Genomic DNA, 25,336 nt, shown 5'->3' on the forward strand with positions numbered 1-25,336 from the left:
GTCACCTCGCGGACGCGCTCACAGCGACTTGCCGCACTCCTCGTCGTCCGGTCGGCAGCCCGCGGCCGTGCTCTCCTCTCCCAGTCCGACCAGTTCGACCGTCAGGATGGAGCTGCGGTCGCGCTCTTCCTTCTGACCGGATGCCGCGGCGCCCTGCCCCTGGTCGGCCGCTTTGTTCGCTTCCGACGGCGGGGGCGCGGCCGGCGGTGCCGCCGGCGCAGCAGCCACCACGGTGGCCGAACCGCTGATCGAACCGCCAGCGCGTATCGAGTCGCCCAGCACGCGGTCGGCGCCGATGGTGATGTTGCCGGACGAGCGGATCGCCGCGTCCAGCGCGATCACAGCGCCCGACGGCGCGAACAGTCGGATGTCGGCGTCGCGCACCTCGGGCGATTTCTTCAGCGTGCCGATGCCGGAACCTGACACCGAATCACTGATGTCCAGCACCACCAGGTCGCCGCGGATGCGCACCTGCGGCGGCGGCGTCGCCGATGCGGTGCGCGAGCCGCGACCGGCGTCGATGTCGCCGAAGCTCGACCAGATCTGGATGTCGCCGCCGCCCAGCGTGAACACGCGCGACGGGCCGAGCTGGAAGTCGCTGCCGGCGACCGCATTGATTTCGCCCTCGCCGATAGCGAACACGCCCTGGCGCGACGCGCTGGCCGAACTCGCACCGGCGCCGGCAACACCGACATTGATGCTGCCGCCCGGCGCGTACAGATTCACCCCGCCGCCCTGTTCCGACTTCACCTGGCTGAAGAAGAGGTTGATGTTGCCCGCCTCGTTCGCCTGCGGGAAAGCCGCCTCGATCAGTGCCACGCCCGGCGCATAGCCGTCCTTGCCAGCACCGAGCGCGTCGCCCAGCTTGCCTGCGTAATTCAGGCCGGCATTGAGCAATGCCGACAGCAGAGGCTGTTGCGCTTCGAAGAAGCGCTGGCGCTCGCCCGCCGGCTGCGCCGCGAAAGCGGCGATCAGCTGGGCGTCGCTGGTCTGCGGATCGGCGCCGCCGGCGCGCATGTGCTGCACGATGGCGGCATCCAGTTCCTGAATGCGCGCCGCCAGCAATGCGCGCCCTTCGCTGCGGATGCGGCCGAAGGTGCTGCCGGCCGGGCCCGCCAGCAGCGTGTCGATAGACGACGCGCCGGACAGCGACAGCATGATGGCGTCGAACGGATCGTTCGAGCCGCGCAGCGCGGCGAGCAATGCCGCGCCGTCGAAGCGGGCGCTGCCGGCCTGCACCAGGATGGAGGCGCCGACCTCGTCCAGCCAGGGGTTGTCGTAATTTCCGCGGGTAACGATGCCGAACGAGTTGGCGAGGTCTATGCTGCCACCGGCCATCACCTCGAGCTTGCCGCGCCCGCCTGTCTGTATGCCTTCGGCCACATTGCTGTCCGGCGTACCGGCGGAGTCGGTCACTGCCGTGAAGGTGATGTCGCCGCCGGCGCGCACGCGTGTCACGTCGCTGTCGCTGAAGTGCTGCGAACGTATCGTCAGGTTCTCGATGTCGCCACCGGCCTCCACCTGCACCGGCTGCGGTGAGTTGATCACCAGCGGAAGGTTGGCGCTGACCGCCGGCACACGGATGTCGCCGGCCTCGGCCACCAGTCGCACCGTCTCGACCACGCGGTTGGCGTTCAGGTTGGCGTCGTGCGCACGCAGGCCGGACACCACGTTCGGATTGGCCAGTTCGACCCAGAAGACACTGTTCGCATTGGCCGCCGGCCGCAGCAGCGAGGGCACGCGCGACGGATCGCTGTCGGCGATCTTGATCGAAGACACACCGCCATCGGCAGTGTTGAGCTTCAGGTTGCCCGAGGCAGCCAGCAGCAGGTCGTTATAGACCGCCGGCAGCAGCACCATGCCGTTGCCCAGTGTCAGGTCGCCGCCCATCGCCACCGCGTTCAGCGAGCTCGGCAGCAGCGGCGCATTACCCTCCCACAGCGCCAGTGTGCCCCAGGGCAGCGGATTGTTCGCCAGCTCTACCGCGCCGCCGAAGCTCAGCAGATCGACGCGGCTGTCGGCGCCGTAACGGAAGAAGTAGCTCGACCGGTTGGACGTCGTTGTATTGCTCGCCTGCCGCACCGCGGTTGACGACGCGATGGTTTCCAGGTCGATGGCACCTGCCGCAGCGAGCTTCGCCGAACCCTCGCCGAGCAGCAGCACCGAACCGGCGCCATTGCCGCGCGCGCTGTCGAAGGCGCCGCCGGCCTGCGCGGTCAGCACGCCGCGATCCACCATCATGACGGCGCTCGATATGTCGCCACCGGCACGGATGGCGACGTCGCCGCCGGCCAGCACGGTCAGGTTTGCGGCATCGGGCGCGCTGCCGGCCGTACCCGACAGGCGGCCGTTCGACACCGTGTAGACGCCCAGATTGCGGATGTCCTCGCCGGCGCTGACATGGATGTCGCCGCCGCCGAAGGTGGCCACCCCCTGGCTGAACTGGTCGATGCGCGCATACCAGGTGGTGTTGCGCTGGTTGCTGCCGGACAGGAAATTGCCGTTGGCGTCGAGCGCGCCCTGGCGCAGCAGCCAGTCGCCGACGATGCCGTTCGCTTCGGTCGCCGCGATCGTGCGCTGCGCGCGCAGCGCCACGTCGCCGCCGTCGGTCGCGTACTCGGCCTGCCTGTTGCCGGAGCCATTCAGGTTGAGCAGGGTCTGTGTGCCGAACTCGGTGCCACGCGCCACCTGATAGCCGGCGGTGTAGATCGCCGCGCGATTGCCCAGCACGAGGTCACGGCCGGCCGCGACTTCGATGTTGCCGGCGCCAGTGCGCACCTGCGTGTTGGCAGCCAGCGTCAGGTCGCCACTGTCGGCTGCGTTCAGCGCATCCAGCGTCTGCAGCGACAGCGCATTCGACGCAGAGAGGTCGGCGCCCGACGCCAGCCGGATGGACCATGCGGTATCGCGCGTGCCGAGCGCGAAGCGGCTCTGTGTCAGACCCGAATCGGCGAGCGCGCCAAGCACGATGGTCTGACTGCCAGCATTGAGCCGGCCGAAGCCGTCGCTCAACGTGCCATTGACGTTCAGGTCGCCGGCCGCGCGCACAGTCAGCGACGCCGCCTCGGTGCCGCCCGAATAGGTGAAGTTCGCCAGATCGGTCGCGGCGATGCTGAAGTCGCCTTCGCCGCGGAACTCGATGTGCGGGCGCACGTGATAGCGCGTATCGCCGGCCGCGTCGGTCGCCGGCAGACCAAGCGCCGCGCGGGTCGCCGCGACGGCCGCGGCCGTCGTCATCGCCGCTGCGTCGGCGTGCGCCGCCGACATGTTCAGCGTGCTGCCGCCATAGACGCGCGTGCCTTCGATAAACACATGGCGCGCACCGTCGATCGCCGCCGGCAGATTGCCGTCGATGGCGACCGCCGTGTTGCCGGTGCGCTCGGCGCGCAGCCAAACCTGGCCTTCGCGCGCGGCGCTGGTCTGTTCGACGCCGCCCACCACCTTTGACGTGGTCCCGACGTCTATCTGCGCGCCATCGACGATGCGCAGCCGGCCGCCCTGTGCCGGGCCGCTTTCGCCGCCGGCGGCACGCGGGCTGGCTTCGAGCACCACGGTGCCGCCTTCGCCACGGGTGCCGACCGCTTCGGCCACGTATTCGGTGGCGCGTGCGTCCAGCTTCGCGCCGGTTTCCAGCACCAGATCGCCAGCGCCGGTCGTCATGCCATCGACGTAGTCGAGCGCACGCTGCGCCGTCAGTTCGATGCGGCCACCGCGCTCGGCGCCCGAAGCGTCCAGCGTGCCACCGATGGCGAGCGAGCCGGCGTCGGCCGAGATCGCGATGGTCTGCGCCTTCACATCGGCATCGAGGCGGGTGTCGCCTTCGCGCACACGCGCCTGCCAGCTGCGCGTGAAGTCGCCGGTCAGCGCAGCGATGCCGTCGAGGCTCGCCGCAGCGCGGGTGTCGATCGAGAAGTCACCACCGGAGGCGCCGCCTGCGGACAGCGCTCGCAGCACGCCGGCCGCGACCTCGATGTCGCCCTCTGGCGCGGACAGCGTGACCGATCCGGCGCTGCCGCTGCCCGCCGCCGACACGTTGACGCGCGCGCCACTGCTCAGCGCGATGTTGCCTTCGCGCGACACGATCGCCACGTCGCCGCCAGGTGTCGTGACCGTCTTGCCCAGATAGTCCTTGGCCGTACCGGCGACGTCGAGCGTGCCGCCGCTGGCCAGGCGGATGTCGCCGTCCGCCTTCAGGCTGATGCGCCCGGAAGGCAGCGCGATGCGCGACGCCACGTCGATGCGCTGCGCATCGATGGCGAGCGATGCACCGACACCCGCCTGCACGGTCAACGCCGCACCACCGCCCTGGATGGCCAGCGCACCGTCGCTGCTGATGCGCGTGCTCGCGCCAGTATCGGCCGACACCTGCGGCGTGGTGATGGTGAGCGTGTCGGCTGCGAAGTGATGATTGCCGGCGCCGGACAGGCGCACGCCCTTCTGTGCGTCCAGCTTAACCGCGTCGAAGCCCTGCACCGAGAAACCGCGTGCATCGCTGGTCGCGTCCGGCGTCGCACCGAGCACGATGGTCTGCGCATTCACCGCCAGCGTGCCGCTGCCAGCGGTCGCCGGCGGTGCGGCCGGTGAAGACGACGAATTCGTGAACTGCACCTCGCGCGCGACGATGTGCTGCGTCAGCGCGGCATTGTCGTGACCGACGATGCCGGCAGCGTCGATGCGCAAAAGATCCAGCGAGTCGCCGCCCAGCGTCACGTCGCCATACATGTTCAGGCTGCCGTAGGCACGCAGGGTCAGTCGCGACGGATCGCCCAGTGCGGCCAGCTGTGCATTATCGAAACGCAGGCCCGGCGCGTCGGCACCGACCTCGCCGACACTGATGGTCGAGGCGGTCAGCGCCAGCGCCCCGCCTTCGGTCGGCAGCGCGATGACCGCGCCCAGGTTGCGCGTGTCGCGCGTGCTGTCGAGCACCACGCCGCGGCCTTCGATGCGCGCACCGTCCCCCAACACCAGTTCGCCGCGTGCGCCGGTCGGCGCGTCGCGCCCGATCAGCGCGCTGTCGGCGGCGCTGACGCGCAGTGCGGCACCGTCGGCGTCGGCGCCGCTGCCGGCGATGCGCAGCGCCTGCGCATCCGTCCCGCCGATCGCGCCGCTGGCAGACACCTGGCTGCCCGCCTCCAGCACCACCGAGTCGCGCGCTACCAGTACCAGATCGGGCGCGGTGAGCGCCGGACCGGCCGCGTTGTCAACGCGCACCGTGGCCGCACCGCGTATCAACTGCCCGGCCGCGTCGAACTCTCGTACATCGACCAGCGTGTCGCCGCTGTCCGTGTCACTGCCGCTCCGCGTACCGCCGACCACGATGCTTTCCGCATTGAGCGCATTGAGCTGGGCGACCGATACGCCGACCTCGCCATCGCGGGCACTTGCACCCTCGCCGAGCAGGGCGAGCGCCTGCGCCGTGATGTTGACCTGGGCACCGCGCGCACCGGTCGCGCGTGTCGTGTCGAGCACGCCGTCGAGCGCCAGCGACCGCCCAACCTGCAAGGACAGGCGACCGGCGTCGGCCGTGCTGCGGCCGTCGTCGAACACGTCGCCGGTCTTCGATATCAAGTATTCGGCGCGCGTGCGCACCTGTTCGCCGCTCAGCAGTTCGGCGGTGAAGGCCTTGCCGCTGGCCGTGCTCGAACCGCTCATCGCCTGCGCAGTGCGCACGCTCACCTGGGCCGTGCCGTCCGGACGCAGTACCGACTGGCCGGCGGCGAGCGCCTGATCGCCCGGCTTCAGCGTGATCAGGTAGGCGCCGGGCAGCAGCGCGTAGCGAGCCGGCAACAAGGTGTAGGTGCCGGCAGGCAGACCGTTGGCCGAAGCGAGAATCTGCACCGCGTCGCCGATCCGCAGACCATTGGCTTCCTCCGACCAGGCCGACAGGTCGTACGGCGCATAGCCGCTGCCGATGGACGGCACGATGGCATACGCGTCCTTCGCGCCGGCCAGGATGTCCTTGGAGCCGCCGCTGCCGGCGATCCATTCCCAGGCCAGCAGATCGCCGCCGCCGGACAGATCGACCCGCGCTTTGGCCTCGCCGTCGGCGGCGTCTCGCAGCACGACGTTGTCGGCGTTCAGCGTGATGCTCTTCTGCGGCGTGCCGTCGAGTTCGATGCGTCCGTCGGTGCCAACCAGATAGAGCCAGTCGCGACCGCTCAGCGCGGTCTGGCCGAAGGGCAGCAGCAAGCCGTCGGCCGACACCGAGGTGATGCTGCCGGCGGCCAGTTCGACCGTGCCGCCCGCCGTCGCCGTGCGCGTGCTGCCGGCGTCGGTCGTCGTGATGGTCTGCGACTGCAGCGATATGTTGCCGAAGGGCGCGACCAGGCGTCCGTCCTGCACGATGCGCGGTGCTGCCAGCGTCAGCGTGCCGAGCGCCGAATACACCGGACCGGCCGCACGGCCGGACGATTCGACGCGCAGCGTGCCGCTCGCGTTATTGTGGATTTCGAAGGCGTAATTCGACGCCGAGGTCGGGTAAACCTGTGCCGCGCGCAGCGTGAGGTCGCCGCTGGTGGCGAGGCGCGCACCGTCGCTCAGATAGGCCGGCGAAGCGCTGGCGCGCAGGTCGCCCTGTGCCGCCAGCGTCACCTGCGAAAAGCGGCTGGCCGCCAGATTGCCGGCCACGTTGATCAGATCGGCCGACAGCGTGAGCGTGCCATCACCGGCCTCGACCGCGGTCGGCCGGGTGTGGTTCTGCTGCACGCGGCCGACGTTGGTCCAGTCGAGCACCGCGGCCGACAGCCTGACGTCGGCCCCGTTGGCACCGGCGATGTTGGCCGCGTCGAGCACCATGCGGCCCGACACCGCCTGCGTCACGTCCTCACCGAAGCGCAGCGTGCCGGCGTTGCCGCCGTTGCCGCGCACCGCCAGCGTCAGGTCGGCGATGCCGCTGCCGTCCAGTGCGTCGAGCGCGAACACGCCGCGCCCGGCGTGGGTCGCCGGGCTGGGTGCCGCACCGGGTAAGAAGGCGGCCGAGCCGCTGTTGCCGGACTGTACGATGTCCAGCGTGCGCGGACCGGTCAGCGCCTGCGGCAGCGACAGCAGATCGCCCCAGTTGTTGCTGCCCTGGTCCAGCGTCACCGACAGCGCGCCTCCGTAGGCATTCGCCCCGCCCGCTTTCGCGGACAGCAGCGGATCGGCGTACAGACCCTCGCGCGCATTCAGCGCGATCAGGCCGCCGGACGAATCGATGCGGGTCGGCGTCAGCGCACCCAGCGCGCCAATGCGCTGGGTGAACACGGCGCTGCTGCCGTCGGCGCGCAGTTCCGCGCCGTCCTGGATCACCAGATAGCCGCGCCGCGCCGCGATGTCTATCGTGCCACCGCCGTACAAGCTGCCGTCAACGTAGGGGATGTTCGGCGTGGCGACGAAGGTGCCGCTGACGTCCAGCTTCGCGCTCGGCGCGACGAAGATGGACGCACCGTAATAGATGTCGTCCTGCTGCGGCTCGGCCATGCGCAGCGCGATGCGGCCGCCCGGCGCCGTGAGCTGGCCGGCGACTTCGAGGCTGCGATTGGCGGTCAGTTCGATCTCACCGCCGGCATCGACGGCGATCTGCGTGCCTTCGTGCACGCGCACCGTGCCCTGCAGATCCGACGCCGACTCGAACGCCAGCCGCATGCCCTCGTCGCGGAAGGCGCGCGGCGCGACGGCCAGCGTGCCGAGCCCGTCGAGCGACGCGCGCGATGCGCTGCCGATGCCGTCGATTGCACGGGTGACAAGTTGCGGGGTCAGACTGAGCGCCGCCCCCTCGCGACCCAGTTCGACCAGATTGCCGCCGGCAATCGTGATGTCGCCGAAGCCGTAGGCGGAGAAAAGCGTCGGCGACAGATGGAGCGTGTCGCCTTCGAGTCGGGTCTCGCCACCGTCGATGGCCACCGCGGCGCTGCGCAGCGAAAGCGTGCCGCTGTCGCCGCTGCGCCCCTGCAGGCTGGCAGCGTAGGCACTGACGCGGCCATCGAGTTGCAGGTTGCCGGTGTAGGTGCCGACCGTGGCGCCACTGCCGAAGTCGCCGCTGCCGACCTCGAAGCCGGCACCGAGTGCGACCGCGCCGGCATCGCCGAGCGAGGTGCGGCCGGCCACGGTCTGCCAGGCGCCGGCCGAAGCGTCGATCAAGGCTCCGGCGCTCAGCACCAGATCGTTATCGGCGTCGAGCGTAACGCTGCCGCCGTCCTTCGCGACATAGCCGCTTGCCGTGCTGCGCGTATCGCGCTGCCACTGGCCGGCGGTCGAGATCGATGCCTTGCTGCCGACCGCGATGTTGCGGTCAACGCGGGGTGCGCTGTCGGCCAGGCCATCGGTGTCGAGGCTGACGGAGCCGCCAGCGGCGCTGATGCGGCCATTGATCGTGAAGTCGGTGCCGCTGATCGCGAGACGGCTGCCGTCGCTCCACTTGCCGTCGGCGCCACGCAGCGCGGTCGGGCCCAGCGTCAGGCTGACGTCCTCGGGCAGCACGACGCTGCCGGCGCCGCTCAGATCGAAGCTGCCGACACCGGCCGCGAACCAGTCGCTGCGCACCCACAATTCGTCGGGTTGCGCGCCGTCGGCGCTCAGCGTGCGCGACGTCGTGGACGTGACGAAGCGCGTGTCCTGTGCCTGCACACCATTGATCAGACGCAGTTCGAGATCGATGCGGCCGGCCTGCGGCGAGCCGGTGACTTCCGACTTGCCCGGGCCCAGCCAGCGCGTACCCAGTTCGCGCTGCGTGATGCCCACGGTGCGCTCTGCCTTGACAGCGCCATCCAGTGCCATGCCGAAGGCGGTCACCTTCATTTCACCGGCATCGCGGCCCTCGACAACCTCGGCCACGCTGCGCGTGCGGTCCACGGTGCCGGTATAGACGCGGTCGCCGACAGCCTTCTCGACCGCCTGCGTGCGGCCGTCGGCCGACTGCACCAGCGTGTAGTTCACCTCGCCGGCGCGGTAGGTCACGGTGCCGCCCGAAAGATCGACGCGGCTGCCGGAATGGGTCAGCACGTCGCCCTGCGAATGGGCGACGAACTGGCCGCCGCTGGTCATCTTCTCGTCCAGCGTACGCTCGATACCGCCGATGTAGCCACCGATGTCGAACAGCTGGGTGCCACTGCGCGTATCGACCCAGATTTCCTTGCCGAACAGCTTGCGGCCGTAGGCGGTGTCGCGCAGCAACGGCGAATCCTTCACCTCGTCACCGCGCAGTTCGACGCGCACGATTTCGCGGTCGGCATCGGCCACCGCGTTCAGGCCGGCAAGGTCGATCACGCTGCCGGCGCCGATGTAGATACGCGAGCCTGTGTCGCGCTGCGGCAGCGTTTGCGCAGCCGAGCGCGGATCGGCCTCGGCCGTCATGCGCAGCAGACCGGACGGCGCACGCAGCGTCACGCCGACGCCGTCGGCACCGGCGTCGGCCAGCACGATGGTGTGGCCGTACAGATTGATTTCCGAGCGGCGGAACAGCGCGTCGTCGCGCGCGGTCTGGGTGCGCGACGCCTCGTCCGGCGTCACCTCGATCACCGCGCCGGCCGCCAGTTCGATGCTGCCGGTGCGCTGACCGATAGGCACCTGCGAGCCCTCGGGCAACGCCGCCGCGTCCGGGAACATGGCGTCGACCAGACGGCCTTCGACCGAGTCGCGCGCCTTCAGGAAAACGGTGCCGTTCAGGGTGACCGACGTCGTTGCGCGCGCCGCACCGCCATGACGGATGTTGAGACCGACCAGCGTGATGTTGCCGCGGTCTGACAGCAGCTCCGACGCCTTGTCGGTGGTCACCGTGCCGCCGTTGTCCACCTCGACCAGGAAGCCGCGCAGGCGGCTGTCCAGCGGGTCGGCGATGTACACCTTCTCGCCGGCCGCCAGCACCACCTGACCCTCTTCCGCCTCGATGCGCGCGTCGGGCAGCGCGGCGCGCTGGGCCGGCGTCAGCGGCGAATCGATGGTGGTGTCAACGTCGGCGCCGACACGTACGTTCGGTGCGGCCAGCAGCACGCGGCCGTTCTTCGCTGCCAGCAGGCGGGCGCCGCGCGCCACCGTGATGTCGCCGGTCGCGCGGCCAGCGTAGCCGCCCTCGCTGAAAGGCGCCAATGCGGCGGCCGTGGAGCCGAGCGAATTGAGCGCGCGCTCCATCAGTTCGTCGTTCAGCTTCAGTGACGAACCGACCAGGCCGCCGACGTTGACGAAGGCATTCGGGCCGAACAGGATGCCGGCCTGATTGAAGATGAACACCTGGCCGGTGGCGGTCAGCGAGCCGTTGATTTCGCTGCGCGGCCCGCCCGGCAGTACGACGTTCACCGCACGCATCGAACTGCTGGCCTGATCGAAATGCACCGCGTGGCCGCGCGCGATGTCGAAGCTCTGCCAGTTCAGCAGCACCGGATTGCTGCTGTGCTGGGTGATGGTCATGCGACGGTCCGACACATTGATGCTCGCCGAGCTGGGTACCGCCACCGCCGAACCGGGCGATCCGACCACCGGCGCCACCGGCAGGTTGCGGTTGGCCTGCGCCGGTCCGCTCAGCGCAGCGGCGACTGCAGCCGCCAGCACACCCGTTTTCAGCGCACGGCGTGCGCGCTTGCCGCGCGCCTTGACCGTTTCGGCCACCGGCACCCAGGTGTTGCTCAGTTCATTGAATACCAGACGGTAGCGATCGCGGTTCATGTCGTGCTCCTGTGGCCCGCTGACGAGGGGCCGTCGTGTTCAGTGTCGGCATCGCGCGTGACGCGACGATGACCCGGGCGGCACGGCATCACCCGCACCGTGACCGGATGGGCAGACGCGCCTGCGTCAGAACTCGTACGCCAGCTTCATCAGCAGACGCTGGTCGCCTTCGCGCGTGCGGCCGACCGCGCCGTCGCGCAGCGCGTAGGCCCAGTCGGCGTGCAGCTTCCAGCCGCTGGGGGCATTCATGCGCAGGCCCAGCCCGGTACTTTCGAGCGCGGCGCGCGGGTCCTGACCGATGAAGGCCTCGCGTGTGCGCAGGCCGGCCCAGTCGTAGAACAGCAGCGCCGACAGGCCGAAGGCGTCGTCGAAGAACAGGCGCGTCGGTGTCGCCAACTCCAGCCGCACGCGCTCGCCCTCGTCGCCGAGGCGCTCCGATTCGAGATAGCCGCGTACCGAGTCGAAGCCGCCGGCCGAGAACTGTTCGCTGTTGATCAGCGGGTCACTGCTGCGCTGGATGTTGACGCGTCCGCTGGCCACCCAACCGTCGGCGAAGGGCATGGCGCCCTCGATCTCGAAGCGCGACACGAAGAAGGACGGACGCGCGCCGAAACGGCGGCACTCGAACTGCTCGGCCTGCACACCGTTGCAGTTGATGATGCGTTCGTTCATCGCGTTGGAGCCGACGTTGAGCGTGGCGCCCAGACGCAGTCGCGCACCGGAGTCGAAGGGCAGCGTGATGCCGTACTGCCCGGACAGCACCCAGTAACGCACCGGCTGACTCAGCGAAAAGGCGGTGCCGGCGATGCCGAGCGTGTCCTGGTCGTTGTCCTTGTAGTCGGCGCCGACACTGATCGAATGGATGAAGCCCAGACCCCGGTCCGGCAAGGGCCGCACGTAGCGGAAGCCGGCGGTATCGCCGGTTCCGAGCGAAGTGGTGTCGAACTGGGTCGGGATATTGCTGTTCGACTTCGCGTAGTAGGCGGCGATGATGCCCTCGCCCAGCGGCGCCGAATAATTCAGACCCCACACCTCGACCTGCTCGCGGTCGCGCGGCGACACGAAGTAGGTGACGCCTATCGAGTGACGGCGCTGCCACAGATTGTCGTAGCGCATCGACGCCTCGATGCGTCCGGCATCGGTGTCGGCGCTGCGCTTGTTGTTCAGTTCCACAGAACCGTGGAAGGGATTGTCGTCCTTCAGCCGCAGTTCGACCGCGACCGAACCGGGCACACGGCCGGGCTGCAGCAGCGGCGTCACCGTCAGGTCCGGATTGCGCCCGAGGCGGCCGAGATCGGCCTGCACTTCCGGGAAATGCGGCACCTCACCCTCGGCCAGCGACGGTGCGGCGTCCTTGACGCGGCTGGGCAGCGTGTATTCGGCGCCGGTCACGCGCAGGCGCTCGACACGGCCCTCGGTCACTTCCAGCTTCACCACGCCGGTGGTGATGGCCTGCTCAGGTATGCCGACGGCGACGGTCAGATAACCGGCGTCCTGATAGGCCTTCTCCAGCGCAGCGACGGCAGCGTTCACGTCGTCTGCGGTGCGCCTCTCGCCGAGGAAGGGATAGACCGCGCGCTCGATCGCTTCGGCCGGAAGCACGGTATTGCCGTCGATCTCGAATTCGTAGATGTCGAAGCGGGCTGTGTCGCCCGCGGCCTCGGGCGTCCGTGCCGATGCGGTACCAAGACAGAAGGCCAGTGCGAACAGCAGTGAAAGGCGTTGGATGGCAGCGATGTGCATGGATGCCGGAAAGGACGTGGCCACCTGGGCCGATCAATGGAACGGCCCGCCAGGGGCGGGCCGCAGTGCAACAGACGTCCGCACGGCAGAGGCCGTGCGGACGGCGTGCCACTTAGTTGCCGAAGAACTTCAGCGGGCTGCAGGTGTTGGCTTCGCGGGTGAACTTCGACACGAAGCGGTCCGCGTAGCGCACGCCGTTGCCATCGACTTCGCTGCCGTTGGCGTCGGTCAGACCGGCGAAGAACTGCGGCAGCGACGCGAACGCGTTCGGCGTGCTGACCTGGACACCGGTGTTCTCGAAGTTGCCGGTGAATTTCGGCGAACCTGCGCGCTTGACGATCTCGTCGGCGAACGCCTTCTGCACGCCGGCGATGGCCGGCACGGTGTCGCCCTGTTCGTTGGTGACAGGCACCGAACGGTCCTGGATCGACAGTTCAACCACGAAGTCGTAGCGGCCCTTGATCAGGTTTTCCTTCGACGGGAAGATGCCGGTGGCGTTGGCCGACGGCGTCTGGGTGGCGGCGTTATAGGTGCCAACGCCGTCCAGGTTGCGGAAGCTCCAGCCGTTGGTGCTGGTGTAGGAATCCAGCGACAGCGTGGCGATCGCCTTGACCGGGCCGGTCGAGGAGAACGGCACCTTGAAGGTGTTGGTCTTCTGCTCTTCCGGATCCCACGACGTGAAGGTGTAGTCGGTGCCGTTGTTAGCCGCCTGCATGCACGAACGGACGTTACCCGACGACGAGTTCTCGATCACGGTGTAGCCAGCCGACGGATCGATGATGTAGGGATCTGCCGCGGTGCCGGAGCCAGCAGTCTTCCAGCCGAAGCTGGAGGTCATGCGGGCGGGCTCGACGAAGCCGTTCGAAGCCGACGCGCAGGGGAAGTTGCCGAAGAACCAGTTGTAAGCGGTCTGGGTGCCCGAGCCTTCGACGCGGCGGCACACGACCACATCGCCGGACAACGACGGGTCAACCTGGTCCCAAGTGGCGATTTGACCGTTCAGCATCGCACCGTAGGTCGAGCGCGAGAAGAAGGTCGTAGCCGGCACGGTGTTGGTAGCGGCCAGACCCATCATGAGCTGGTTGACCGGTTGCACGCGCATGCGCGCCACTTCGTCCGGCGACAGCGCGGGCGTATCGTTCTCGGTGTTCAGCGGGCCGGCAAACATGGCCGGTTCGACGTCGGACACGCCGAAGTCGATCACCAGACCGGCGTTGTTGGCGGCGGCGTGGTTCGGCTCGCCCGGGTCGGTACCGACCACAGCGCAGCTGAACGGCGAGGCCTTGGTACCGGCGCCGCTGGTGCAGTTGTTCACGTCGATGGTCTTGACGCGCTGCGCACGGGCCACCGGGTTCACACCGAACACCGAACCGCCGGCCGAACGCTTGATGAACAGCACGCGCGTGCCGTTGGTGACACCCGGCACGCCATTGGCAGCACCGGCAAACGCACGGTAATTCGGCGCGACGTAATAGGTGATGCCCGTCAGTACGCCTTCGGCGATGTCGTTCAGGAAGTTGTCCGGGGCCGACGCGCCGGAGAAATAAACGACCTGGTGGGCCACGCCGCCGATACTGACGGTGCCGGCGGCGAAGGACGAACCTGCAGCCATCATGGCGCAGGCGAACGCGAGGGACTTCAGCTTCATGGTCTGTCTCCGTGACAGGTCGCGCACGGCGGCGCGACCTTCAGTGCGATAGGGGAAGGATCAGGCGCGGCGGCGGGCAGCGAAGCCGATCAGGCCGAGACCTGCCAGCAGCATCGCGTAGGTTTCCGGCTCGGGCACGACGGCAATCTGCAGGCGGTACTCGCCGGTGTCGCCGAGATAGACGCGTGCAGTGACGGCCTGATCCGTGGCGCCGAGCAGTTGAGCGAAACCACCGAGGCTGGTGTTGGACAGCGACGACGCTCCACGCACGACGTACAGGTCCATCTCGTCGCCGATGCTGCCGAAGCTGCCGTATGCCTTGTTCAGTTCAGGAGCGACCTTGCCGGCAAAGGCATTGCCGTCATCGATCGTCGTGACGCGATAACCATCGACCGTCGCATCAAGGTTGTTGTGCGTGCCGCCCTGGCTGTTTGCGTCCGTGTAAGAAGCAAACTGGGTGACAGCGGGGTTGATCAGATTGGTACGAACACGGGCGGTCGGGGTATCCGAAACCGTCTGAATGATCCGGGCCACACCTGCGTTCTCGCCCGACCACACATTCCACAGCACGCCGTCGGTACCACCGGACAGCGCCAGGAAGCTGTCGAAGCCGGTCAGCGCTGCGTCGAACACGATGCCGGTCGAGAAGCCGTTGCTCAGGTAGGTGGAGGTGGCGGTCAGCTGGGCGGCGTTGTTGGCGGTCTGGTTGCCATTGCCGATCAGGCTGTCCATCTTGACGTTGGAACCGAAGGCGCTGTTGAAGCCGACGTCTGCGAGGTCGTAGGTGTAGCCGACGTTACCGACGTAAGCGGTGAACACCAGCTCGGTGTTGCCGGTCGAGGAACCGACGATACCGGCGCTGGCGGCGCCCGACATGCCGATGGCAGCGACGGCAGCCAGCAGTTTCATCTTGAACATATGAATCTCCTTGAAGAATTTCGTGGGTGGAATCCGGCGTCCGCCGAACCTCCCTGCTCCACGAGGAAGCGGGGTGAATCGTGCGGGGGGTGCGTTACATGCACCCGCTGCCCGGCGGAAAAATTGATGATCCGATCGGACTATGTGCTGTAAAGAAATCCGTCCTCGGGTACCGGGCGCAAGGTAGTCAGCGCAGGTGACGAAAACATTTCAGGTCGGCCGGCGTTTCGTAGTCCGAATGGCCCATGTCGCGTAGTCCGCGCTCCGGAAAGCACTGCCCGCAAAAGGTTTGGGCGATGGGCCGTCGCGCGCCGAAAGGCGAGAAAATGATGTGCAGGTGCAGCAGCAAGAACGATGCGACCGTCGTCAGCGCGCGGCCGACGGCGCCGCGCCGATGCGCTTTTCATCGAGCCGGTCGCGCCAGGTTTCGACCAGGTTTTCGAGCTTGACGCGGCCGATCTGGGTGAAGGGCTCACCCTGTGCGGTGCGTTCGCCCAGCGTGCGGTCACGCCAGCGGTCCAGCATTTCGATACCGGTGCGATAGAGGGCGACGTTGTCCTGCGTGCACTGGTCGAGGCGGCTGCCCAGCTGGCCGGCGCGGGCCTGGGTCTGTTCGAGGTCGCGCGCGGTCGTGGCGAGCGTGTTGCGCGTGTCGCCCAATTCGCGCTCGCGCTCGGCCAGACGGCTGGCTGTCTGTTCGTGGCGGGCGGTCAGCGCGCTGTGCGCAGCGCGCAGTTCCTCCAGTTCCCGCTGCGCCTGGTCGAGCTGCTTCTGCACGCTGCCGGCGCGACGACGCGCGGACTGCGCCTCCTCGCCTAGTTTCTCCAGTTCGGCGCCCTGAGTCTGTTTCAGCGACTGCAGCTCCGCCGCAGTCGCCTGGCGCTGCTGCTGTTCGGCCGAAAGCGCCTGTTGCAGTTGCTGCGCCTGCGCGCGCAGGCGGCGCAGCTGTTCCTGTTCGCGAGAGGCGTTCTGCGCCAGCGCCGGGCCGGCAGCGAACAGCAGCGCACATGCGATCAGCGACATCCTCATCGTCAGAACCTCACATTCATGTTGACCATGACGGTGTCAACCTCGTAACGCTGCCCGGCGATGACCGCGGGGTCGTAGGTCATGCCCTGGATGTTGCGCGCCGAATACCAGCGCAGACCGACCGCGGTGTCGCGGTAGAGGCCGTAGCTGCCGCCGAGCACGAAGCCCTTCAGGTTGGTGCCGCCGAGGCCGAAATCGGAGTCGGTGAAACCGTCGATCAGCGCGTCGGACCCGATGTACTTGTAGGAGGCGAACACCTGCCAGTCGTCGGCCAGACGCACCGACGGCATGCCCACCATCAGCCGCACGTGATACGCGGTGTCTTTGCCGTCGGTCAGATTGAGGCCGGTGCGGCGCAGGATGTCGCCACGGTCGAAGCCGGTGTTCTTCACGTATTCGGCGGACAGCAGCACATGCACCGGATCGAAGTGCGCCAGATCGGCGGTGGCGGTCAGCACCCAGGGTTCGAACTTCGACGCCAGACCGTAGATCGGCGTCGTCTCGCCGAAGGCGGCACCGGCGCCCGGGTTGGTGAGCACCAGCGTGTTGCCCTTCTGACGCAGCGCCGAGGAGTGTTCGTAGCGACCGTAGCCAGGCAGCGGACCGATCGCATCGAAATTGGTGTCGGTGCGCGCCTCGATGCGGCTGTAGTGATACTTCGCCAGACCCACGCGCAAGCGGGTCGAGCTGCTGAGGTCGTACTCGGCACCGATCTGACCGCCGGCCAGCCATTGCTTCTCGGCGTTCGGCGGGTTGTCGGCGCGCAGCGGGAACCAGCCGGCAGTCGCGAAAGGACGCAGCGACTGCGTCGGCGTCACGTTGCGCAAGTTCACCGCGACGCCGTCGAAGTTCAGATCCTCGTCCCACACCAGATCGGTGGAGAACCAGGGATTGGGGATGCGACCACCGCTGACAGACGCCCACTCCACCGGATCGAACTTGATGTAGGCGCGATCGACCAGGAAGCTGTACTTGTTGAACCCGCTGCCCAGGGTCTGGTTGGTCGATACGCGGTCGGTCACGTTGCCGGTGGTGAAGCGCAAGCCAGCGCTCACAGTGTCGTTGATCTTGGCCAGCACGCCGAGACGGGCCCGCAGACGCAGGCGGTTCACGTCGTCGGTCGCATTGCCGGTCGGCAGACCGTTGTCGTCCAGATCGACACCGGCCGGAAAGCGCGTCGCGAACGGGTAGTCGGTGTTCAGCGCGGCCGGATTGCCCGCCGCACCGGGCGCGAAACCGGCGATCGGCGTGTTGCTCTTCGGGAAGCTGTCATCCTGGTAACGCACCCGCAGATCGCCCTCGATCTTGATCCGCTCCGTCCACTCCGGAATCGCGTTCGGCGCCGCCCAGCCTTCGGTGCGTGCCTGCGCCAGCACTTCCTGCTTCAGTTGCTCACGTATTTCCGCCTTGACCGACTCCGGCACGTACTGCACGCGCACGGTGCTGTCCTTCTTCGCCTTCGCCGCAGTCTTCGCGGCCTTGGCTTCGGCCGCCTTGATCAGTTCGTCGGCTTTCTCACGGGTGAGCACGCCGGTATCGACCAGGGCGTCGATCAGGTTCATCGTGGTCTGGCGCAGGGTGTCGATCGATGCACCTTCGTTCGCCTGCGCGGGCAGTGCGAACAGCGCGGCAAGCGCGAGCGTGGGCAGGGCTTTCTTCATCACTTCGGTTCCGGAGTGTCGTGTATCGGGTGGTTCAACCGGTCATCCGGTTGGTGATGCGCAGGCGTATCGGCTGCGGCATGTCGGACGGCGGCGCGTCGCGGAAGGCGCGCATCTGCGCCAGCGCGGCAGACAGGGCGGCGTCGGCCTTGTCGTCGCCGGTGCTGTCCACCAGCTCAGCGCGCCGCACGCTGCCATCGCGGCCTAGCCAGATGGCGACGGTGACGCGGTAGTCGAGCAGCTTCACTTCGCGGTTGCGCGCCAGCTCTTCCTGGATGTGGCGCTGCAGTGCGTTGGTGAAGAAGGCGTACTGCATGCGGTTGGGCTTGGCCGGACCACCGCCTATCGTGGTGCCGACGTCTCCGCCCTTGTATTCGCTGGTGACGCTGCCGGCGGCAAACGGACTGGGACCGTCGCCGGCCGCGCCTTCCATCTTCAGCTGTTCAGCCTGCTGCGGCGGTGCCTCGACCGGCTTGGGCTGCTCGACCTTCACCTCCTTCATGTCCTTCGGCGGCTCGGGGCGCTTCTCTTCCTTCGGCGGCGGCGGGGGCGGCGGCGGTGTGTCCGGAATGATGGAAATCTTCGTCACCTGGCGCGTCGGCGCCGACGGCTTCGAGAACAGGTCCTTCAGCCACATGCCGGCCGCCACCAGCAGCGCGATGCCGACCAGCAGTGCGACCACACGCAGCGCACGCGCGCCGCGCGACAGATCGACGGAATCTTCGGCCAGCGCGCTCATCAGGTGCCGATCCGTGAGGTGATGAGGCCGACGTTCTCAATGCCCATGCGGTTCACCAGGTTGACCACCTGGATGACCCCGTTATAAGGCGCGCGCGCCTCGCCACGGATCATCACGCTGAACTTCGGATCGCGTGCGCGCGCCGCATTGAGCTGACCTTCGAGCTGGTCCAGCGTGACGCCGACGCCATTGACCATCAGCGCGCCGCTTTCCATCACCTGCACGATCTTCACTTCGTGCTGTTCGGTACTCGGCTTGTTCGACGGCTTGGGCAGCGTCATCGTCAGGCCCTGCACACCGGCCGTGGTCATCAGGATGAACACGACCAGCAGCACGTAGGCCAGATCCAGCATCGGCGTAACGTTGATCGAGTCGTAGGGCTTCGCCTCTGTATTAATCTGCATGCGCGCGCATCCTCAACCGGCGACCTTCTTGGTCACCAGCCCGACTTCGGTGATGTCCAGCCGCTTGCAGATTTCCAGCACCGCCGACACCTTTTCGTAGTGCGCGGCAGCGTCGCCCTTGAGCACCACCGGCAGTGCCGGGTTGGCGCTCTTGTACTGGCCGAGCCGCGCCTCGAGCGTGGCCATGTTGACCGGGTAGGCATCGAGGAATACGTCGCCGGCGGCGGTGATGGTGATGGCCTTGGTCTGCGGCTTGGCGAGCGACGACACGGTCTGCGTCTGCGGTGCCTCGACCTTGATGCCCTGCACCGAGGCGGTGGTCATGATGATGAACACCACGAGCAGCACGTAGGCCAGGTCCAGCATCGGCGTGACGTTGATTTCGTCGTAGGGCTGGTTGTCGTCCTTGACGTCGGCGGACATGGGCGGGCCTGTGCCTATCGGCCGTGAACTTCGGCGACGCGGGTGATGAACTCGTTGACGAAGATCTGCATGTCGGCGCTGATGTTCTTGATGCGCGACGCGAGGTAGTTGTAGCCGAACAGCGCCGGGATGGCGACGGCGAGGCCGGCCACCGTGGCCAGCAGCGCGGCGGCGATGCCCGGCGCGATGGCATTCACGTTCACGTCACCTGCAGCGGCGATCGCGGCGAAGGTGATCATCACGCCGACAACCGTGCCGAGCAGGCCGAGGAAGGGGCCGCCGGAAATGGCGATGGTCAGCAGCACCATCTGCGAATTGAGCTTGTGCGACTCGCGCACCAGATCGGCGTCGATCGATGCCTTGATCGCGTCCATCGACGCACCGGTCAGACCAGCCGCCTCGCCCTGCGCGTCGAAGCGCTTGCGGATTTCGCGCAGGCCGGCGCCGTACAGGCGGAACAGCGACGAGCTCTTGTGCGTGGCGCCCTGATCGAGCTTCAGGAAATCCGTGCTGGCGCCGCGGAAGCGCTGCAGGAAGGCGCGGTTGTCGCCGTCGATGCGGCCGACCAGCAGGGCCTTGGCGATCATCACCCAGCAGCTGACGACGAACATGACGGCGAGGATGACGATGACCACCCAGGCGTTGACGGTGAGGTTGTCGATCAGGATGCCGAAATAGTTGTGGCCGCCCTCTTCGCCCTCGGCCGCGTCTTCGCGCACCGTCACGAAGGTCGCGTCGGCGCCCTGCCCGGCGGCGGCCAGCTTGATCCAGTCGGCGCTGCGCGCCGTGTTTGCCAGTTGCAGTTCGTCGAGCTCACCGCTGTATGCGTCGCCGATCACCACCTCGGCCTGTTCGGCCGGCAGCGCGGCGTCGGCCGAAGCGACCGCTTGTCCGTTGACGTAGAGCGTCGCCTTGCCACCGCCGACCGTCGCCGCGACGTGCTGCCAGGCGCCCGACTTCAGTGCGCCGCCGGCCACGCGGGTGGCGCCCACGTTCAGCACATAGGCGCTGTCCTCGATCTTCACCGTCAGCGTGCCCTGCCCGTACAGCGTGGCTTGTTGGGCGGCGACCGGCTTGATCCAGGCCGACATCGTCCATGCGCCGCCGACGCTGGTCGCCAGTTGCGGCGCGGCCGGCACGCGCAGCGCGGCGCCGTTGAAGATCGCCGCGTCGCCCAGCAGCGCCGCTTTCTGCAGCGTGACAGTGCCGGTCGCGGTCAGCGCGCTGGCGGACGCGTCGGCCAGCGGTGCCGCTTCGGCGAACTGCCAGGCACCGACGGTCGAGCCGTCCCAGGTCGTCTTGCTGTCCTGAGCACCACCGACCGCGGCATTGCCGAAGTAGGCATACAGCGTCGTGCTCTGGCCCGGCGCGATCAGCGGCACCTGTACCCACACGACCGCCAGTTCGTTCAGGCTGTCGTAGCGTTCGACGTGGTGCTTCAGCACCGTCTTGTCGTCGCCGGCAACGAAACGCAGGTCAGAGCCGTCGTCCTTCGCTGCGGTGAAGTCAAAATTGCCGCTGTGCAGCCGCACCGCGACCGGCACCGACGATTGCGGCGCAGTGATCGCCACGCCGGTGGCGGAGGTATCGAGCGTGATGGTGCGGCGGGCGGTCCACGCCTCGTCCCACCAGGCGTTGGCAAAAGAAGGGGCGAGCGCCAGCAGGGCGCCAAAGGCAATGATGTTTTTCATGGCAGGCAGGGAAAATTTCAGGCCGGATTCTCGCGGCCCAAGGTGTCCTTGCCATGACATGAAATATGGGGATGGATAGTCCAAACGGACTATTCCGGTTGCCATCGCGAGCAAGCTCGCTCCCACGGAACCCCGCCAGCACCGCTGATGAAGCGTGCTTCCTGTGGGAGCGACCTCTGGTCGCGATGCGGCCCCGGCCCGCCGCCGGGTTTCAGTTCAGGCCGCGATCGCGAGCAAGCTCGCTCCCACCGGTCACGGCGTCAGGCCGCAGCACCGCCGCATCCCACCCGAACGCCTCTGCAAGCCGCTCGAAAGCCGTGCCCGGCCCGCAGCGCAGTTCGATGTCGGCGCCGCTGAGCGGGTGACGGATATGCATATGTATACAGGCAAGCAGCAGCCGCGACTCGCCGCACAGGCCGGCGACGTAGCGGTTGTGCGCGCCTTTGCCATAGGTCGCGTCGCCGATGACCGGGTGGGCGATGTGCTTCAGGTGACGGCGGATCTGGTGCGTGCGGCCAGTCAGCGGCATCGCCTCGACCAGCGCGTAGCGGCTGCTCGGGTAGCGGTCTATCGCCACCGGCATTTCCGCCACAGCCAGGCGGCGGTAGCGGGTGACGGCGGGCTGCGCCGCCACCGGTTCGGCGCCCTCGCGTGCGCCGCGCGGGTCGATCGCGTCGTCGATGCGGCGCAGCGGGTGGTCGATCTCGCCCGACTCCGGCGGGTGGCCGCGCACCACGGCGAGGTAGCGCTTGGCCGGCAGGTGCTGCGCGAACTGCTGTGCCAGCACGTGTGCCGCCGCGGCGTCGAGTGCGAACACCAGCACGCCCGAGGTGCCGCGGTCCAGCCGGTGCACCGGCCACACGCGCCGACCGATCTGGTCGCGCAGCCGCTGCACCGCGAACTCGGTTTCTTGGCGATCGAGCGCCGTGCGATGCACCAGCAGGCCGGACGGCTTGTCGATGGCGATCATGACCTCGTCGCGGTACAGGATGTCGAGCATGTGGACGTCCGCTTCCATGAGAGCCGCGGATCATGCACCAGCAGGTCGAGGAATGGCACGGGGAATCGATGTAAACCAAAGTGATATGCCAAAGATATGTCGGGCATAAACCTTGTCCATGATCAACATGAACATGCGCGTGCCGCGGCACCATGCGGCCGTCCGGTCCCCGCTGGCCTGCCCAGGCTGGCTGCGCTGTCGCAGCGTGCGGGGCGTATGCCACTGACCGGCCACACCACCCATCCGAGGTCGCCCAGACAATGCACTTCACGCCCGCCCCTGCCCTGCCCGACGAGGCCGAACGACTCGCCGCGCTGGCCGAGTACGCCATCCTCGATACCGACGCCGATCCGCTCTACGACGACTTCGTGCTGCTGGCCACCCGGCTGTGCGGGACACCGATGGCCTATATCAGCCTGATCGACCACGACCGCCAGTGGTTCAAGGCGCGTACCGGCGGCGGGCCGGACGAGACGCCGCGCAGCATTGCGCTGTGCAGCCACGCGATCGCGCAGCGCGACGTGTTCGTGGTCGAAGACACGCACGCCGACGTGCGCTTCGCCGGCAATCCGCTGGTGACCGGCGCGCCGCACATCCGCTTCTACGCTGGCGCGCCGCTGGTGACGCCGGAAGGTCATGCGGTCGGCGCGCTGTGCGTGGCCGATCACGTGGCACGCCAGCTCACTACCGGGCAGATCGAATCGCTGGCCGCACTGGCGCGTCACGTCGTGTCGCAACTCGAACTGCGCCGCGCCACGCTGCGCCAGGAGCGCACGCGGCGCGCACTCGAAACGTCGGAACGCCGCCTGCGCGACATGAACGAACACCTCGAAGAGCGCGTCGCCGCGCGCACGCTGGAACTGCGCCAGCTCAACGACGATCTGGCCGCCTTCGGCTACTCGTGCGCACACGACCTGCGCACGCCGCTGCGCGCCATCGACGGCTTCTCGCGCATCCTGCTGGAAGAGGCGGCGGCCAGCCTGAACGACGAACAACGCCTGTATCTGAACCGCATCGTCGCCAACACGGTGCGCATGGGCGAGCTGATCGACGCCATCCTCGATTTCTCGCGCATCGGCAGCAAGTCGCCGCAAGTACAGCGCATCAATCCGGCCGCGCTGGTGCGCGAGGTGGTCGCATCGCACCCCGGCTACCGCGACGACAAGCGCGTCAAGGTCAACATCGGCGCGCTGCCCGACACGCTGGCCGACCCGGTGCTGTTCCGGCAGGTGTGGCAGAACCTGATCGACAACGCGCTGAAGTTCTCGCGCGCGCAGCCGCGCAGCGAAGTGACTGTCGAAGGCTGGATAGAGTCGGGCCGCGCCTGCTACGCGGTCAGCGACAACGGCCCCGGCTTCGACCCGTCGCAGGCGCACCGGCTGTTCCGCGTATTCGAACGCCTGCATCCGGCGGCCGAACATCCGGGCGTGGGCGCAGGCCTGGCCATCGTGTCGCGCATCGTGTCGCGCCACGGCGGGCGCATACGCGCCGAATCACCGCCGGGCGGCGGCGCCCGCTTCATCGTCGAAATGCCGCTGGCGCGCGCCAGCACGCTCACCCGCGCGGCCGAGCCGGAAACGGTCGCCGCCTGAACCTGCCTCACCTGACGCGAACCGGCGGACGGTGCTAGATTGACAGCACCATCCAGCGGGAGGTGAGTCATGACTGATGCGCGCACGTGTGAATACGTCGTTGACCTGACGAATCATTCCAACCGCCTGCGGCTCGAATCCGCCGTGCCGGGGCGTCCGATGAAGGTGGTGGTGCGTGACCCGGCGCATCCGGACGGGCCGGCGATCCACGGCACCGGCCTGCTCAGCGCCGACGGCCGCAGCTTCGCCATCGACATCCCGACGCCGTCGGGGCTGCACCATCAGGCCTGTGACTGGGCGAAGCTGAGCGCCGAACTGAACACCTACTCCGAGTTCGATTGACGCAAGCGGACGCGACCGCGCCGCTCAGCGCTCGCGTCGCCCGTCCGGCAGACCGAGCGCGCGCCAGCCGTCGATGCCCAGCTTCTGCAGCGTTTCGATATTGCGCTCGTAGATGCTTTCCGCCTCCGGGAAGGCATCGACCGCGCGCGTGACACTGGCCTCGCGCAACAGATGTATGGTCGGGAACGGGGCGCGGTTGGTGTAGTTGCCGATGTCGTCCGGCTCGGTATCGGCGAACTGCCACTGCGGGTGGAAGGCGGCGACCTGGATCACACCCTCGTGGCCCAATTCGCTGACGGCCTCATCGACGAGGTCGAGAAAGTCGTTGAAATCGAGAAAATCGCCGAGCAGCGAGGCGTGCATGATCAGCGTGGTATCGACCTGCTGCGGATCGGCTTCGGCAAGAAAGCTGATTTCGCGGTCGATGTCCTCCAGCAGACCGTCGAGGTGCTTCGCCTCGCTCACCACGTAACGCACCTGCTCCTTCACATATACCGCCTTGGCGAACGGGCACAGGTTGAGCCCGATGACCGCCTTCTCCATCCAGTTGCGGGTGGCGGCGATGACTTCATCCTTGTTCATCAGACAGAATCTTCCAGCAGGAATTGTTCGACCGGCGCGGTCTGCGCGATGTCCATGAACATCGGCGCGTGACCGACACCGGGTATCTCGAGCGTGCGCGCCTTAGGGCCGCGCTCGCCCATCTGCATCAGCGTGTCGTGCGTCAGCAGGTCGGATTCTGCACCGCGCACGCACAGCGTCGGGCAGCGTATCGCGTCGTACAGGTTCCACAGCTCGATGTCGCCGAGGAACTGCATCGCGGCGAGCGGCTTGCCGATGTCCGGGTCGTAACCCATTTCGAAACCGCTCTCCGCCGTCGGCCGCGTCACGTGCACGGTCAGGTGGCGCCACTGCGCGTCGGTCAGCGGGCCGAAGGGCGCGCTCACCACGCGGATATAGCGCTCGGCCTCGTCGAGCGATGCGAACTTCGGCGCCTTGCCGACGTACTCGGCGATACGGCGCAGGCTGACTGCGGTCACCACCGGACCGACGTCGTTCAGCACCATGCGCGTGATCGGCGTCTGCGGCAGCGCGGCCAGCGCCATGCCGATCAGCCCCCCCATCGACGTACCGAACCAGTGCACCTGCTCGACGCCGAGGCGGGCAATCAGCGTCACCATGTCGCCGACGTACTGCGGCACGCCGTAACCGGCCGCATCCGGCAACCAGTCACTGCGACCGCGCCCGACCACGTCGGGGCAGACCACCCGGTAATGCGCCGACAGGCGCTGCGCGAGGAAATCGAAATCGCGGCCGACCCGGGTCAGCCCGTGCACGCACACCAGCACGCGCGGATTGTCCGGCTCGCCCCACTCGGCATAGGCCATCCGGTGCAGCCCCTTCGGGTTGGCGCACTGCACGTGCAGCAGCCGCGGCTGTTCGCTTACCCGCGCCCGCCCGAACCACCCAGCTACCTTGTCGATCACGCCCATGTCGTCCCCTCCTTCGGC

At 67.9% G+C, this 25,336-nt stretch carries 16 protein-coding genes; 2 read left to right on the forward strand and 14 right to left on the reverse strand.

Going from position 1 to position 25,336, the window contains the following annotated elements; all coding sequences use genetic code 11:
* Positions 1 to 18: 18 nt before the first annotated feature.
* The 12 genes from ACQ66H_RS16550 to ACQ66H_RS16605 form a co-directional block, all read right to left on the reverse strand.
* Complete coding sequence (locus ACQ66H_RS16550) at positions 19 to 10,635, reverse strand: filamentous haemagglutinin family protein (RefSeq protein ID WP_430434921.1); 10,617 nt, start codon at positions 10,633 to 10,635, stop codon at positions 19 to 21.
* 126 nt (positions 10,636 to 10,761) lie between these two features.
* The gene (locus ACQ66H_RS16555; RefSeq protein WP_430434922.1) at positions 10,762 to 12,378 is read right to left on the reverse strand and encodes a ShlB/FhaC/HecB family hemolysin secretion/activation protein; all 1,617 of its coding nucleotides are present in this window, start codon (positions 12,376 to 12,378) and stop codon (positions 10,762 to 10,764) included.
* Positions 12,379 to 12,490: 112 nt separating this feature from the next.
* The gene (locus ACQ66H_RS16560; RefSeq protein ID WP_430434923.1) at positions 12,491 to 14,026 is read right to left on the reverse strand and encodes a hypothetical protein; all 1,536 of its coding nucleotides are present in this window, start codon (positions 14,024 to 14,026) and stop codon (positions 12,491 to 12,493) included.
* A gap of 60 nt (positions 14,027 to 14,086) precedes the next feature.
* Positions 14,087 to 14,944: a PEP-CTERM sorting domain-containing protein gene (locus ACQ66H_RS16565; RefSeq protein ID WP_430434924.1), complete on the reverse strand. Its 858-nt coding sequence runs from the start codon at positions 14,942 to 14,944 to the stop codon at positions 14,087 to 14,089.
* 187 nt (positions 14,945 to 15,131) lie between these two features.
* The gene (locus ACQ66H_RS16570) at positions 15,132 to 15,293 is read right to left on the reverse strand and encodes a hypothetical protein (RefSeq protein ID WP_430434925.1); all 162 of its coding nucleotides are present in this window, start codon (positions 15,291 to 15,293) and stop codon (positions 15,132 to 15,134) included.
* 17 nt (positions 15,294 to 15,310) lie between these two features.
* On the reverse strand, positions 15,311 to 15,973 hold the full coding sequence (locus ACQ66H_RS16575) for a hypothetical protein (protein ID WP_430434926.1): 663 nt from the start codon (positions 15,971 to 15,973) through the stop codon (positions 15,311 to 15,313).
* 2 nt (positions 15,974 to 15,975) lie between these two features.
* Entirely contained in the window at positions 15,976 to 17,634 is a 1,659-nt protein-coding gene (locus ACQ66H_RS16580) for a putative porin (protein WP_430434927.1), read from the reverse strand.
* A 34-nt stretch (positions 17,635 to 17,668) separates the two neighbouring features.
* The gene (locus ACQ66H_RS16585) at positions 17,669 to 18,373 is read right to left on the reverse strand and encodes a TonB family protein (RefSeq protein ID WP_430434928.1); all 705 of its coding nucleotides are present in this window, start codon (positions 18,371 to 18,373) and stop codon (positions 17,669 to 17,671) included.
* Positions 18,373 to 18,777 (reverse strand): ExbD/TolR family protein, encoded by a 405-nt coding sequence (locus tag ACQ66H_RS16590; RefSeq protein ID WP_430434929.1) that lies wholly within the window; start codon positions 18,775 to 18,777, stop codon positions 18,373 to 18,375. Before ACQ66H_RS16590 ends, ACQ66H_RS16585 begins: the two co-directional genes overlap by 1 nt.
* 12 nt (positions 18,778 to 18,789) lie before the next feature.
* Positions 18,790 to 19,200 carry an ExbD/TolR family protein gene (locus ACQ66H_RS16595; protein WP_430434930.1) on the reverse strand — a complete coding sequence of 137 codons (411 nt, stop codon included), beginning with the start codon at positions 19,198 to 19,200 and terminating at the stop codon, positions 18,790 to 18,792.
* 14 nt (positions 19,201 to 19,214) lie between these two features.
* Positions 19,215 to 20,891 carry a DUF2341 domain-containing protein gene (locus tag ACQ66H_RS16600; protein WP_430434931.1) on the reverse strand — a complete coding sequence of 559 codons (1,677 nt, stop codon included), beginning with the start codon at positions 20,889 to 20,891 and terminating at the stop codon, positions 19,215 to 19,217.
* Between the two features lie 211 nt (positions 20,892 to 21,102).
* The gene (locus tag ACQ66H_RS16605; RefSeq protein WP_430434932.1) at positions 21,103 to 21,891 is read right to left on the reverse strand and encodes a pseudouridine synthase; all 789 of its coding nucleotides are present in this window, start codon (positions 21,889 to 21,891) and stop codon (positions 21,103 to 21,105) included.
* A 260-nt stretch (positions 21,892 to 22,151) separates the two neighbouring features.
* On the opposite strand from ACQ66H_RS16605, the gene ACQ66H_RS16610 reads away from it, so the two are divergent.
* The gene (locus ACQ66H_RS16610) at positions 22,152 to 23,483 is read left to right on the forward strand and encodes a sensor histidine kinase (RefSeq protein WP_430434933.1); all 1,332 of its coding nucleotides are present in this window, start codon (positions 22,152 to 22,154) and stop codon (positions 23,481 to 23,483) included.
* 69 nt (positions 23,484 to 23,552) lie between these two features.
* Positions 23,553 to 23,825: a hypothetical protein gene (locus ACQ66H_RS16615; protein ID WP_304013280.1), complete on the forward strand. Its 273-nt coding sequence runs from the start codon at positions 23,553 to 23,555 to the stop codon at positions 23,823 to 23,825.
* A gap of 24 nt (positions 23,826 to 23,849) precedes the next feature.
* On the opposite strand, the gene ACQ66H_RS16620 is transcribed toward ACQ66H_RS16615, so the two are convergent.
* Both ACQ66H_RS16620 and ACQ66H_RS16625 read right to left on the reverse strand, forming a co-directional pair.
* A complete protein-coding gene (locus ACQ66H_RS16620; protein WP_430434934.1) occupies positions 23,850 to 24,407 on the reverse strand; it encodes a DUF1415 domain-containing protein in 558 nt (185 codons plus the stop codon).
* Positions 24,407 to 25,318: an alpha/beta fold hydrolase gene (locus tag ACQ66H_RS16625; RefSeq protein WP_430434935.1), complete on the reverse strand. Its 912-nt coding sequence runs from the start codon at positions 25,316 to 25,318 to the stop codon at positions 24,407 to 24,409. Before ACQ66H_RS16625 ends, ACQ66H_RS16620 begins: the two co-directional genes overlap by 1 nt.
* Positions 25,319 to 25,336 lie beyond the last annotated feature (18 nt).

It is taken from the genome of Methyloversatilis sp. (assembly GCF_965284615.1).
Lineage (GTDB): Bacteria > Pseudomonadota > Gammaproteobacteria > Burkholderiales > Rhodocyclaceae > Methyloversatilis.